The 14,876-nt window shown below is 41.0% G+C and carries 9 protein-coding genes; 1 reads left to right on the top strand and 8 read right to left on the bottom strand.

The window, feature by feature from the left end; translation table 11 throughout:
* Window positions 1–257: 257 nt before the first annotated feature.
* The 8 genes from VB836_RS24015 to VB836_RS23980 all read right to left on the bottom strand — a co-directional run bounded on the left by VB836_RS24015 (window position 258) and on the right by VB836_RS23980 (window position 11,216).
* Window positions 258–596 (bottom strand): hypothetical protein, encoded by a 339-nt coding sequence (locus tag VB836_RS24015; RefSeq protein WP_072075638.1) that lies wholly within the window; start codon window positions 594–596, stop codon window positions 258–260.
* A 314-nt stretch (window positions 597–910) separates the two neighbouring features.
* The gene (locus tag VB836_RS24010) at window positions 911–1,654 is read right to left on the bottom strand and encodes a peptidylprolyl isomerase (RefSeq protein WP_323223242.1); all 744 of its coding nucleotides are present in this window, start codon (window positions 1,652–1,654) and stop codon (window positions 911–913) included.
* Window positions 1,655–1,695: 41 nt separating this feature from the next.
* Entirely contained in the window at window positions 1,696–4,440 is a 2,745-nt protein-coding gene (locus VB836_RS24005) for a hypothetical protein (RefSeq protein ID WP_323223240.1), read from the bottom strand.
* A gap of 54 nt (window positions 4,441–4,494) precedes the next feature.
* Window positions 4,495–4,764 (bottom strand): hypothetical protein, encoded by a 270-nt coding sequence (locus tag VB836_RS24000; protein ID WP_323223238.1) that lies wholly within the window; start codon window positions 4,762–4,764, stop codon window positions 4,495–4,497.
* A 118-nt stretch (window positions 4,765–4,882) separates the two neighbouring features.
* A complete protein-coding gene (locus VB836_RS23995) occupies window positions 4,883–5,125 on the bottom strand; it encodes a hypothetical protein (protein ID WP_323223236.1) in 243 nt (80 codons plus the stop codon).
* Window positions 5,126–5,394: 269 nt separating this feature from the next.
* Complete coding sequence (locus VB836_RS23990; protein ID WP_323223234.1) at window positions 5,395–5,697, bottom strand: HetP family heterocyst commitment protein; 303 nt, start codon at window positions 5,695–5,697, stop codon at window positions 5,395–5,397.
* A gap of 100 nt (window positions 5,698–5,797) precedes the next feature.
* A complete protein-coding gene (locus tag VB836_RS23985; RefSeq protein ID WP_323223232.1) occupies window positions 5,798–7,474 on the bottom strand; it encodes an HlyD family efflux transporter periplasmic adaptor subunit in 1,677 nt (558 codons plus the stop codon).
* Window positions 7,475–8,084: 610 nt separating this feature from the next.
* A complete protein-coding gene (locus VB836_RS23980; RefSeq protein ID WP_323223231.1) occupies window positions 8,085–11,216 on the bottom strand; it encodes an ABC transporter transmembrane domain-containing protein in 3,132 nt (1,043 codons plus the stop codon).
* Between the two features lie 983 nt (window positions 11,217–12,199).
* Here VB836_RS23980 and mutS point away from each other — a divergent pair.
* On the top strand, window positions 12,200–14,854 hold the full coding sequence (gene mutS, locus VB836_RS23975) for a DNA mismatch repair protein MutS (protein WP_323223229.1): 2,655 nt from the start codon (window positions 12,200–12,202) through the stop codon (window positions 14,852–14,854).
* Window positions 14,855–14,876 lie beyond the last annotated feature (22 nt).

Genomic DNA, 14,876 nt, shown 5'->3' with positions numbered 1-14,876 from the left:
TCACTAACTTAACCCGATTAAATCTGTTTAAAGTTAGACGACAGAGCTAAAAACTGGCACGCATTCTTAGGTGTCTTGACCCAGATAACGGAGTTCTCTAAGAACTTAGTCTGGTCACGTTTGGACTTTTTCAAGCCCCCGTTATACCGCTTTCGCGGTTAACGGCGGGTTCGTGACCTTTTTTGAGTATCTTCATCCGAGCAGAGATTGAACCTTGAATCTATCTTAGGGATGATGAGAGGCGCATTTTTGTTGTGCTATTTGTAAGTAACGATGGCTCGGACAAAGCTCTCAGTCACATCCTGCCAGCGAGGATTACAGGCTTGATCATTAATAATGTCAAAATGCACGAGTGACCACTGTTCCCCTTTATTTTCTCGTTCTCTGCGATGTTCGAGATAGGTGACTTTCTGCGGGTTCAGATAGTAGCTTTCACAGATTTGATCAAATAAAATCTCAAAAGCACTACTAATACTTATCCCTTCATTCCAGGGTAATTCTGTGACCATGACAATCTGGCTACCATCAGATTTAGGATGGATGTGTAAATCACACTTACAAATACTTCCAGGCCAAAGTTGACACTTAAACAACATCTCAAAAATATCCTTTGTTAAAGCGTATCAAAAAGAGGACTGAAGGCTTTCTTTCCAGTCCCTATGTTCTTAATAAGGAATTATAAATTAAATCTTAAGACACCTCATAGTCCCCTTGGGGTAGAGGGTGACGCAGATGTTCAGCGATTCTTTGGGAAATTTGCTGAACTTGGAGACTCTCTATGGCGTCACAAGGGTTGAATTTAGGCTTTTTTCCTTTATTCTTCCGACAACGAAAGCGACCGCAACCGCCGCGAAAAGGGTCTAATTTCTAAAAGCGACAGTAACAAAAATTTACATTGGCGGACTTTGGGTTATAAACAGGGAGCATTGTGTAACAGATAATTCACTTCACTCACCAGCCATTCTGTAAACAATTTTTGGATAATTTTTTGAGAACGTTCTTCCGTTAACTCAGCCGGGATAAATTCTTCTACTTTAAACAAATGATAACCCAGATCGGTTTTGTGAGGGCCGATAATTTCTCCAGGACTAGCAGCAAAAACCAGAGCAGCTACATCCGCTTTCAAATGACGACGGTTGAGTTTTCCTTCATAACCACATAATTCTCTGCGTTTTTGTTCTATATCATACAAATGAGCAGCATGATAAAAGCTGATTTCTTCTTCTTCGATTTGATAGAAAATTTCCCGTGCTAGTCGTTCGTAGGGAACAATAATTTGATAAAGCAGGACTTGTTCATATTCTAACTTATTTTGAGCAAAATATTTTTCGACTTCGGGAGCAAACAGAGCATTCGCTAATTTTTCAGCCAAAAGATGCTGTTGAATTCCGGCTTCCCAGTCATCGGGGGTAATCATTTCATCTGTTAGCCAAGCTAACGTATCAGAGGCTTTTTCTAACCGTCTAGCAAGACGTTGGCGATCGGCTTCTGCCTGAATTTCATCAGGAGTTACCGTAATTCCTCGTTCCTGAACCGCTCGATGAATGGCTCTTTGCGATAATATTTTATGACAGATTTCCTTATATTGAATTTTTGCTTGAAGAAAACAAACTATTTCATCATTTGTGATAGATCTTCCCGACTGATTAACCATAGTCGCTTTCTCTCTCTGTTCAGGCTGAGTAGTTTTCATCCTCAAATAATATCGCTTAATGGGATTAGAAAATCTGAAAGTGTTAGAGTGGTTTGACCTAGAGGATCAACCGTTCCCAAGACTAAACCCAAAGTTGCAACATTCGGGTTAAGATTTTGTTGGATCGCCGTTGCATCAATTATACCATCAGCATTTGAGTCAACAGGATTGAGAACAATATCGGTTAGTGAGATTGTAGAAGAAAGTGAAATTTTGTCACCTGCGATCGCATTAAAATCAACAATCACATCAAAACTCTCAACATCATCTAATCTTAGAGCAAAGGTATCCGCTCCTTCGCCTCCAACCAGGGTATCACTTCCGAGATCTCCCGAAAGCCAATCTTCTCCGATACCTCCAATTAGCGAGTCATCACCCTGACCCCCCCGCATTATATCATTCCCTTCGCCTCCATCAAGGGTATCATTGCCTAAATTCCCTTGAATAAAATCATCACCGCTTTCGCCAGAGAGATAATCATTCCCCTCTAAACCCAAGATTTGATCATCTTCAGCCGTTCCGAAAATCTGATCATCATCGGGGCTTCCCACCAGAGAAAGTTCAGAATTAATATTAGTTTGGATGATTGATAACTCATTATAACCTGAGCTAAAATCCTCTAGTTTTAAGGTTGTTTCACCGCTACTATTAACGGTTCCTAATAGAATTGCTAAGGGAGAATTTACTTCTAGATAATTAACAATAACTAAGGTGGCATCGACTTCACCATCTGCGTTTGTATCTATCACTTCAAAAGCTAAGTTTTCAAGTAATAATCCCTCAGTTAATTGTATTTTATCCCCATCGATTGGATTAAAATCAGTCACAATATCTGGAGGATTATAAAAGTCAGGAATTAACACAAAAGTATCAGCACCTTCTCCACCTGAGACTGTATCTGTACCCAAATCTCCTGACAGCCAATCATTTCCCTGTGATCCAAAAATTAAATCCTTCCCTTGTCCACCAAATATTGTATCATTTCCGGCTCCACCAACAACAGTATCATCCCCTACATTTCCCTGTAAGAAATCATCGCCATCTTCTGCAAATATCTCGTCGTTTCCATCTAAACCTAATATAATATTCGCTTCAGAATCTCCCACAATTCGATTATCATCAACAGTACCAAAAGCAATTTCTACTCCAACAACTTCTATAATATTGCTTTCTACGCTTGAACGACTTGATGAATTGCTCGAACTTTCGGAATTATTTTCGACTGTATTTGTATCAGGTGAATTAGTAACAGGATTTTCAACAATTACATCAGAATCAGATTCTACAGAATTATCTTCTATTGGCGTGGAACTATGATCAGTTGAAGTTTCTTCACCCTCAACATCAGTTGTTACCGTTGTTGAAACATCATCGTCTGAAGCGGTTGCTGTAGAAGTTCCGTTACTTGATGTTGCTCCCGGAGTTAATTCTTCTGTTTCACTATGACTGGTATTATTTCCATTAGTAGCAGTTGCTTCACCCGAACTTCCAGTACCCGTTTCATCAACAGTTGAACTACTTGATGAACTGCTCGAACTTTCGGAATTATTTTCGACTATATTTGTATCGGGTAAATTAGTAACAGGATTTTCAACAATTACATCAGAATCCGATTCTATAGTATTATCTTCTATTGGAGTGGAACTATTATCAGTTGAAGTTTCTTCATCCTCAATATTAACTGTTACCGTTGTTGAAACATCATCGTCTGAAGCGGTTGCTGTCGCAGTTCCGTTACTTGATGTTGCTCCCGGAGTGAATTCTTCGGTTTCACTATGACTGGTATTATTTCCATTAGTAGCAGTTGCTTCACCCGAACTTCCAGCACCCGTTTCATCAACAGTTGAACTACTCGATGAATTGCTCGAACTTTCGGAATTATTTTCGACTATATTTGTATCGGGTGAATGATTAACAGGAGTTTCAACAACTACATCAGAATCCGATTCTACAGAATTATCTTCTATTGGCGTCGAACTATTATCAGTTGAAGTTTCTTCACCCTCAACATCAGTTGTTACCGTTGTTGAAACATCATCGTCTGAAGCGGTTGCTGTAGAAGTTCCGTTACTTGATGTTGCTCCCGGAGTGAATTCTTCTGCTTCACTATGACTGGTATTATTTCCATTAGTAGCAGTTGCTTCACTAGAACTTCCAGCACCCGTTTCATCAACAGTTGAACTACTTGATGAACTGCTCGAACTTTCAGAATGATTTTCGACGGTATTTGTATCGGGTGAATTATTAACTGGAGTTTCAACAACTCCATCAGAATCCGATTCTATAGTATTATCTTCTATCGGCGTGGAACTATTATCAGTTGAAGTTTCTTCATCTGTATCCAAATCCGATTCTATCGTATTATTTTCTATTGGAGTAGAACTATTTTCAGTTGAAGTTTCTTCATTATCAACATCAGTTGTTACCGTTGTTGAAACATCATCTTCTGAAGCGGTTGCTGTAGTAGTTCCGTTACTTGATGTTGCTCCCGGAGTGAATTCTTCTGCTTCACTATGACTGGTATTATTTCCATTAGTAGCCGTTGCTTCACCCGAACTTACAGCGCCTGTTTCATCTACAAAAGAACCCGAACTACCAGAACTACTGGAACTGTCATTGACATTTTTATCCTCTTGTTCTGTGTCCTCTTGATCGAAGAAAAAGTCACAATCTGCTGGATAAGGACTCTGTTCAAACAAGGAATCTGGTAAATCTGATGCACTTGTAAAAATGAGGAGTTCGTTCATCGTAACTAATCTCCAGAAATAGAGTATAAAATGTTATGCAGTTCCAGTAGAACGTTAAAATGCGCTAGTATAAACGTATGCAGAAGCAGAGGTATATCCATCTCTTGTAACTGCATAAGCTACTGCCACACCTGTAGCAACAGCAATCCTATAACCACCCCAGTAGTTATATTGATTACCGTTAACATTGACTCCAACGCCAGTTTTTACTGCTACACTAACATCGGTATCCACAGCGACAGAAACACTTCCTCCATTAATTTCTGGAGAATTGTAGATATCGCTTTCGCAAAAGTTTAGATCAGTAATTTGAAGTTGGCTCATGTGTTCCTTCGGTGAAAAAAGAATCACTGAAAGCATTAAAAAGCTTGTAGTTTTGCTTTCAGTGATTTAAGTTCTAATTGACTGTTATGCCAGTAAATTACCAGCAGCAACCCCGGACTTAATAGTAGAACTCCTCGGTGGAAGCCTCCGAGGTAGCAGAAGAGCTAGAACCAGCAAGATAAGTACCTTCAACAAATGTATTGGTGTAGGTGGAAGAGTAAGATCTGGGATTTCGCCCGTAAGCAATACTATTTGCGTTAGCATAGGCACCAGCATATGCAGAAGATCCGTAGTAATAACCACCTTCTACATTGGTTTCTTCAGCAACAACTTCTAAGTGATTTAAGTCTGAGATATTCATGGTTTTTTTCCTCGGATTTTGTAAATGTGGTCAGGAAGATTTGCTTTTCCTTTCTGTAATTAATATAGCGAGCTTTTCAATGGAAGTGTTGCCATTTTGGCAGAAAAGTTGAAATATTTTTTTGTGATAAAAAGCAGCATTTTTTGTGAAAAAATATTCAACTCAAAAGGCTCACTTAATTTCAGTGAGCATCAAATATAGTGTAAAATCTTTCTCTCTAAATTTATCCCCTTAAATCCCCTTTAAAAAGGGAGACGAGGACTTTTAACTCAAAATCTAGAACCAGTTGATTGAACTTTAATACTCTCCTTAAAAGACTTATCGCTTTGATTAGATAAATAAGTTGAACTCAATTTAGATTTTGACTTAGGATTTTGATCATTATCTTTCATTAACCGATTGTAAGTACGGTAGGGAATATAATGCAAAGGATTATAACCTACAAATCGGAGAATCAAAACACAAGCCCAGGAATATTTTCCGGCTAGTATGGCATCAATCACCTGGTTAAATTGTTCTTCGCTCATTGCTTTATCTCGCTGATTAGGAGAAGGATTATTTAAAGAGTTCATGTGAATAGCCCCCAGATTGGTTTAACGTATAATTTGTTTGACTTTTTCAAAGATGACAAGTTAGATAGAAATCAAACTTATCAAACAGAAGAATCAAGGATTAAAGTTCTATACCATTCTTCTGAAACTTTTGCAAAGGTTCGAGTAATACATCAGCAATGCGACGCTGACGAATGATAATATCTGCCGTTGCGGTTTGTCCGGGTTTAAATGATATTTTTTCTTGATTTTCCAGAACGTAATTCTGTTCTAACTCAACTTCAAGCTGATATACAGGTGGCTGATTGGGTTCAGTTTTTGTATCAGGAGAAATCGAGGTAAGAGTTCCTTCGATGACTCCATAATCTTGATAAGGATAAGCATCAAACTTCACCTTAACAGGCATCCCAACTTTTAGAAAACCTGCTTCTGTATTAGGCATATTCGCCGATAAAACTAATGGAGTATTTTTCGGCAAAATTTCAGCAATATTTTGTCCGGGTTGAACGACTTCTCCAATATTGGCAACATTCAAAGTCGAAATATAGCCATCAACCGGAGCATAAATAAATCGCTCCTCTCGTTTCATTTTTGCCGATGTCAACAAAGTTTTAGTATCTTTGATTGAGGCTTGAAGCTGAATGATTTCTAGCTCGATTTGCTGAATTTTCTGATCGGCTTCTATCTCAACGGCTTTGGCTTCTGATTGTTTTTGTTCTAGTTCAACATAAAGACGATTCACTTCGGCTTGCAACTGTTGCAATTCCCCTTCAGATTGAGTGATCATCTGTTGACGCTCTCGCAACATTTGCTGGGCTTGAAACACCTGTTCTTTTGTGCTATTTTTCTCGGACAATTGAGCCTGAACAATCGCTCGTTCGCGATCGCGTAAAGACTGTTCAGCTTGAAACAATAACTCCTGAGAAATCGCCCCTTCTTCAACTAACGGTTTGAGCCGTTCAACCCGTTCAACCGATGCGGCTTTATCGGCATAAAGTTTTTCTAAAAGTTCATCCGCTTGCGTCGGTAAGGGTTCTATATTCTCTACTCGGGCTTGAGCGCTTTCTACTTGTAATTGTAGCTGACTCAGTACCCGTTCAGTCCCCTTGATTTGTGTTTTTACCCGTTCAATTTCTGCTTCATGGGTTTGAATTAGAGCCATTGAAATGGCACTGCGACTTTTCTTTTCTAAATGAGTTCTTTCTAAAAATCCTTGTTTTTGGGTTTGTTCAATTTCCCAGGAATTAAGTTGTTGTTGGAGTCGTTCAATTTCTGCTAAAGCCAATTGACTATCAAGTTCAGCAATAACTTGGCCCGCTTTTACAGCATCCCCTTCTTTGACGGCTAAAGTGGCTATTTTCCCCATTTCCACCGGATTAACTTTGTAAACATTTCCTTGGGGAATTAATTCACCTCGCGCATTACCCACTTCATCAACAGTCCCGAAATGCGCCCAGGCTGCAAAGGCGATACAAAATACCGTCCCACCCCAAAAAAGTCGCATCGGAAATGAGGCGGGCGGTTGATCTAATACCGACTGTAAAGCAATTGACCAATTTCCCGAATTAGAAACAATTTTTTTGGAGTCTTTGTCTTTGGGAGTGAGGGGATAAGTAGTATGGGAAATAGGTGGGGTTAGGGGAAGAGAACCTGTTACTCCACCTCGGATGGAGTGGGCTTCTTCAATCTCTTCTCGGGAGAAGTTTAAATCATACAAATAACTCTGCTTATCCTCTGAATGAGAATCTGATTCAGGAGTTTGTTTTTTTCGGAAGCGAGGTCGAATGTTGAAGCTCATCACTTTAAATGTTGTAACAACGTTAGATTTAGAGTCGGGCGAATTCAGTAGATTACCTGCCGCAAAAGGGGTGATCAATATTTTGTTGAGTTCGCCCGTACCAGAGGCATACCAGCTCTCAATCGAGAAAAGACAAGGGTAGTTTTTGGCGGATGTGTGTTTCTGATATGCCTCAATTTAGCTGTGAAACGTGATGACTGGCAGGCTGAAACTCAAAGTTATTAGTATTATAACTGACAGGGGTTTATGATTCTGCCAATTTGGCAATTTTTGCTATTTTTTTGAAGAATTTCATTTCAAGTTTTGTAAATTTCATAAAGGGTATAACCTGTTTGATTTGTTGTTGCAATTTAACCGATGGGAATGATCAAATTGCTACCGAAAAATTCAATACTTTAATAATATCTTAAGCTTTTAATCACCCCCAAACATTAATTAGAAGTCTTTTGGTGTTGCTATCATCAAATTTAATCAAAAACTTGTTGTTTGACTGTCAAAAAGATGATCACGAAAGGATATCCGATAGGTCGTGGCATTCTCAGTTAGAAGACAACGAAGGCTCAGATGTACCGATCAGAATTTTTATGTAATGAAATAAATTCACAGAGATTTAAAGGTTAAGTTGTTGCTGGGCTAAGTGATAATAAAGGCCTTGAGTCTCCATCAATTGTTGGTGATTTCCCTTTTCGACTAACACCCCCCGATCAAGTACCAAAATTTGATCCGCATTCCGAACCGTAGACAGACGATGAGCAATAATAATCGTCGTGCGATCGCGACTCATCTGTTCTAAATTCCGTTGAAAGCGTCGTTCACTTTCTGTATCCAAAGAACTTGTCGCTTCATCTAATACTAAAATTCGAGGATTTCCTAACAACGCCCGAGCGATCGCCACCCGTTGACGTTGGCCTCCCGACAAGCTTGATCCTCGTTCTCCAACTTTCGTGTTATATCCCAGTGGTAACGTTTGAATAAAGCTGTGAGCTTCTGCTAATTTGGCAACTTCAACAACCTGTTCGAGAGTATATTCTTCTCGATAGATGGTAATATTTTCCAGAATCGTCCCCGAAAACAGATAACATTCCTGCGGCACAACCCCCATCTGAGTTCGGAGAGACTGGCTAGACACATGACGAAGATCATGTCCATCTACCCAAATGCGACCACTACGAGGATGATACAGGGCTTGTAACAGCTTCACCAACGTACTTTTACCCGAACCACTGCGGCCAACAATTGCAATGGTTTCTCCCGCTTCCATCTCAAAAGAAAGATTTTCTAAGGTGTTATTCTCATCTTCCGCATAGCGAAATGTCACTTGATCAAACTTAATTTGCCCTTGTAGGGGAGGCAACATCAATAACGGTTTTTGTGAGGTTTCCTCCGGTTCAGTGTCAAAAACATCATTGAGACGTTCAACCGAAATCAACACTTCTTGCAGTTCATCCCACAAACCCGCCAAGGCAATTACAGGCGCAATCACCTTACCCTGCATCATGTTAAACGCCACAAATTGACCAATGGTTAATTGATCTTGAATGACTAACATCGCCCCAAACCAGAGTATTGCTGTCCCGCCAATGGAGTTAATTAATCCACTCATAAACCCCAGATTAATCGCCAATTTCTGGGCTTTAAACCTCATATTCAGTTGTTCAGTTAGGCGATCTTCCCAGCGCCACCGTAACTCCTGTTCTGCCGCGACTGCTTTAACCGTAGAAACCCCGGTAATCATCTCCACTAGGGCAGAATTTTGATCGGCTGACGCATTAAAAACTTGACGAGAAACTTTGCGGAGAAAGGGCGTTGAACCCAAAGTTAGCAATAGAATCGGCGGAATTAAACCCAAAATCAAAACGGTAAGCTGCCAGTTGTAGTACAGCATCAATCCCAAATAGACAAATCCCGTGACAAAATTCAGCCATGCTAGCAGGATTTGACCAATTAAAAATTGCTGAATTTTTTGGTTTTCTTGAACTCGGGTAATAATGTCACCCACTCGCCGAGACTCAAAGAACTTGAGGGGAAGTTTGAGGGTATGTTGGATAAAACCACTAATTAGAGTTAAATCCAGACGGTTGGAGAGAAAACTCAACAAATATTGTCGAATCGAAGATAATCCTAAACTCCACAACCCAAACAACAAAGCACCCAAGGCAAAAACGTGTAAGCTGGTGAGGCTTTTATTAACGACGACTTGATCGAGAATAATTTGCGTAATCAGAGGGGACACGAGGGCAAAAACCTGAATCAAAATCGAAATCAGAATGATTTGCAGTCCCAAACCTTTGTAGGGCCATAACACCCCCATAAATCGACCCAGAGAACGTTTTTCGTTCTCGACCTCTTCGAGTCGTTCTGTGGGGTCAACCAACAACGCATAACCCGTCCATCCGGCGAGAAATTCTTGACGAGATAACTCCCGTTTTCCTTGAGCGGGGTCAGCAATTAACACTTTGCGGCGTTTCACCCAATAGACCACAACATAGTGATCCCCCTGCCAATGAGCAATCCAGGGATTTTTTTGGTTTTCTAGCCGTCCCAAACTGGCTCGTACCGGTCGAACTTGAAATCCTAAACTTTCAGCCGCCCGTGCTAATCCTTTTAAAGAGGCACCGGAACGTCCCACCCCGGCTAGGTTTCGTAAGCGGTTCAGACTCCATGTTTTGCCATAGTATTGTCCAATTGTCGCCAGACAAGCAGCGCCACAGTCGGAGGAACTTTGCTGTTCAATGCAGGGATAACGCCGCCAAAGTCCCCGTCCTCCCTTGTATTTTCGAGGCTTGGGAAGTTCGATTTCGACATCGTTCGTATTCGGTGGGGGAACAACGGTAAGGGGCGGTGTCGCTTTTTTGGCGGAGGGTTGAACGGAGATGGAGGGACGAGAGACGGGTTTAGAGCCGGTTGTCGGGTTTTGGGAAATATTTTGCCAATCTTCGACTGAGAGGTGATAAATCACTAGAGGGCTTTGGGCTACCCACGCGGGCGGGGTAGTATCGGGATAGCCCCAACTTTGTCCCCGTTGGGGAAGAGACTCTGTTCCCGTGATTTCTCCTTGGTACAGCCAGTAACGCCCATTTGATTGGGGTGTTGCCGTTTTGAGTTGGGTTTGGGCTGGAATTTGACGTTCGCTGATCTGGGGTAAGAGTTCTCGCAGTTGAGAACTGGTTAAACGCCGCAGTTCGGTTTGGGTTTTGAAAAAAATCAGACGTTGGCGTTGTTGGGTTGTCGTCTGTAGTTCCTCTCGCCATTGGGGAAATTTCTCAAGCCAGGGTTTTAGAGTGTTAAGGGTTAGACGAGCAACGCTAACGGGACTCGCCGCGATCGCTTGATAGGGTAAAGGTTCGAGGCTTGTCCAATGGCGATCGCCTCCAAACATTTCTCCGGCTTCCAGCAGGGAAACGGAAACTTCCCGGTCTTTGCTGGGGTCAGTAGCAATTAGTCTAACGTGACCTTGACAAATCAGATAAATTGCATCATCATGTTTGCCCTGAACAGAATTTGGGGACTGATTTAGTTGATAATTGCTTACATCTAGAGAATGATTGCTCGCTGCAATGGCAATCTCATCTCCTAGCTCATAGCAATATACTTCGGCTCCCTGACTGAGATTAACAGCCAGACTACTATCAACCTGGATAAGGGTTAAGAGTTTTTCAAAGGCTGGAATACTCTCTGATGCACCCTTTTTTCTGCTCGGGTTGTCAGTAGGATACCGAAACTGATAATTCGAGTTGGTCATAGATATTCAGGGAGTGTAACTCCGAATAGAACTTGGGCTATTCTTATTTCTGAAAAACCAGGCTAAAAATTCGGTTTAGAATTGCACTTGACCCCAGAATTGTCTGGTCTTGCGTTGGAGATCTGTGCTTGCCGATTTCTGAACCCAGAAAATATTGATTCAGTCCTCTATTTTTTAAAAAATTTTGAGGCTGAAAGCTTCATTACGCATAGATTTTTTGATCTTTTTATCTTTCCCGGATTGAGAAAGGCATTTAACAACAGTGAATCTCTTCTAAACTCATCAGCTAATCTGCTGTTTTTTTAGATCTAAATTTGCAGTAAACTTCCAGAGGTAAAATTACTGGAGTCTCTACAAAATTGCACTGTTCTAAACGTGTAACTGGTTTTTATGAGATGAAAGATTTGATTAAACTTAAATTCCAGCCATTTTAACTGAGTTAGATTTCCTCAATTTTTTCAGCCTGCCTTTATTAAACCTGAGAGCCAATGGCCAACAATCAGGCTAGACCAACAGAAACAACACAGAAACTTAATTACTCTAACAGGCTCACTCTAAATTAACCTGCCCTAACTCTTTTCACCTGAGAGGATCTCAGGTTTCACTTTGATTTCACAGCTATATAGAAGATTGACATATGTTTGATCAAATGTCGAGGATATCAATCCAGCTTTACACAATCTTTAAAAAAGCTCTGAAGTTGTCTTAAAATTGATTAGAAGATATATGGTTCCAGGCTTCTGAACTTTACAAGATCTTTAAACTCCAAATCCCAACACCTGAAAAAATAGGGGGTTATACCCCGGATAGCTGTAGGCCATTACCCCTGAAACTCCCAATCCCCTGGAGAAGACTAATCGGGGGTTATACCCCAAATTTGTCTCAATCATCACCCCTAAAAAGTTGAACAAATTGACAAAGGGGGGTGACAATCGCGGTAAAGTTAATAAGGGTAGCGTCCTGCTAAGAGTCTCAAACCTGCTATGACTGATCCCACCCCTGCATCTACTCCACCGGAAGAATACCCCAACGCTGACTACCGACAACTCGATCGCAGCAAACTGTCGGAAATGATGCAGCGATATCTGGAAGTCAAAGAACAATATCCCCATGCTTTATTGTTTTTTCGAGTGGGCGACTTCTTTGAATGCTTTTTTCAAGATGCAGTCACCATCGCCCATGAACTTGAACTCATGCAAACCACCAAAGCCGCCGGAAAAGAAGTCGGGCGAGTTCCGATGACGGGAGTTCCCCACGAACACGTTTATCGCTACAGCAGTACCCTCCTAGAAAAAGGCTACGCCGTTGTTATTTGCGATCAAGTTGAAGATGCAGCCGTCGCCGCCAAAGAAAAACGACAAGTTAAGCGAGAAGTCACCCGTGTATTAACTCCTGGCACGCTGACTGATGATAATATGCTCAAAGGCCGCCAAAATAATTATTTAGCGGCTCTTGTGATTGCAGGTGAACATTGGGGGTTAGCCTATGCTGATATTTCTACAGGAGAATTTCTGATCACCCAGTCAGTTAATTTAGAACAGCTTACACAAGAATTAATGCGGTTGCAACCGTCTGAGGTGTTGGTTCCGGTGAATGCACCTGATATCAGTAAAATGCTGAAACCTGGAGAAAGTGATCACGAACTCCCCGACTGTTTACCTCGGTGTTTTTGTTATTCATTGCGATCGCAAAAGCCCTTTTCTTTGGGTGAAGCCCGCCCCCGAGTTTTACAACAATTTCAACTCAAATCTCTCGAAGGTATTGGTTGTGAACATCTTCCCCTCAGTGTTCGTGCAGCAGGCGGTTTGTTAGAATATTTAGAAGATACCCAAAAACATAACACGACTTCTCTACAACGTCCTCGCACTTATACGCTCAGTGATTATTTAATTCTCGATCATCAAAGTCGCCGCAATTTAGAAATTACCACAACAGTTAGAGATAACACTTTATATGGTTCTCTCTTATGGGCATTAGATAAAACAAACACCCCAATGGGAAGTCGGGCGTTACGACGGTGGTTATTACAACCTTTACTCGATCTTAAAGGCATTCGCGCTCGACATGATACGATCCAAGAATTCGTAAATAATCATCAACTCCGACAAGATTTTCAACAGCTTCTCCGACAAATCTATGACCTTGAACGTTTAACAGGACGAGTCGGAAATAATACCGCTAACGCCAAAGATTTAGTCTCTCTCGCTGATTCTTTAGCGAAATTACCGCAGTTAGCCGCCTTAGCAGAACAAGCCAAATCTCCCTATCTCAAAGCCTTACAAAATCTTCCCCAATCCTTAGAAAAAATTGCTGAAAAAATTCATAATTCTATAGTACAATCTCCCCCCATTCATCTCAAAGAAGGCGGATTAATTCGTTCTGGCGTGGATGCAAACCTTGATGAAATGCGGAGTTTAGCGACAGATGATCAACAATGGATTGCTAATTTAGAAGTTCAAGAACGAGAACGCACCGGAATTCCTACATTAAAGGTTGGATATAATAAAGCCTTTGGATATTATATCAGTATTAGTCGCGGTAAAGCAGAACTCGCCCCCGATGATTATCTTCGCAAACAAACCTTAACCAACGAAGAACGATATATTACGCCGGAACTCAAAGAGCGAGAAGTCAGAATTTTAACCGCTAAAGAAGATTTAAACCAAACCGAATATGATATCTTTGTCAGACTGCGTTCAGAAGTTGCAGAATATACTGATATTATTCGGAATGTTTCACGGGCGATCGCTGCAATTGATGTATTATGTGGATTAGCAGAAGTCGCTGATCGTCAAGGGTATTGTCGTCCTGAGATGGTAAAAGGACGAGAACTCAAAATTATTGATGGGCGACATCCAGTTGTAGAAAAGTTACTTCCGCCCGGATTTTTTGTGCCGAATACCGCTCAGTTAGGAAGTCTAGAAAATCATACAGAAAACACAGAAATTCAACCCTATTCTTATCCTGATTTAATCATTTTAACAGGCCCGAATGCGAGCGGAAAAAGCTGTTATTTACGACAAATTGGTTTAATTCAACTCATGGCACAAATGGGAAGTTTTATTCCTGCAAGTTCAGCAAAATTGAGTCTTTGCGATCGCATTTTTACACGAGTTGGGGCGGTGGATGACTTAGCTACAGGTCAATCAACCTTTATGGTTGAAATGAATGAAACGGCAAATATTCTCAATCATGCGACTAACAAATCCCTTGTTTTGTTGGATGAAATTGGCCGAGGAACGGCAACATTTGACGGACTTTCGATTGCTTGGTCAGTCGCAGAATATTTAGCAACCGAAATTCAAGCGAAGACAATTTTTGCCACCCATTATCACGAATTAAACGAGTTAGCCTCTATTTTAGACAATGTGGCAAATTACCAAGTCACAGTGAAAGAATTACCCGATAAAATCGTCTTTTTACATCAAGTTCAACCGGGAGGTGCAGACAAATCCTATGGAATAGAAGCCGGACGGTTAGCGGGTTTACCTGATGTTGTGATTCAACGGGCCAGACAAGTGATGCGTCAAATCGAACAACATAGTAAAATCGCCATTGGACTGAGAAAAGGCATCAAAAAACAAACCAATAAAAGCACATCAATGGAACAACTCGATATCTTTGAAACCGGAGACTAATTTTTAATATCTGTAGGGGCGC

The organism is Limnoraphis robusta BA-68 BA1, from assembly GCF_034932365.1.
GTDB lineage: Bacteria > Cyanobacteriota > Cyanobacteriia > Cyanobacteriales > Microcoleaceae > Capilliphycus > Capilliphycus robustus.
This window is presented reverse-complemented; position numbering and strand designations above follow the sequence as displayed.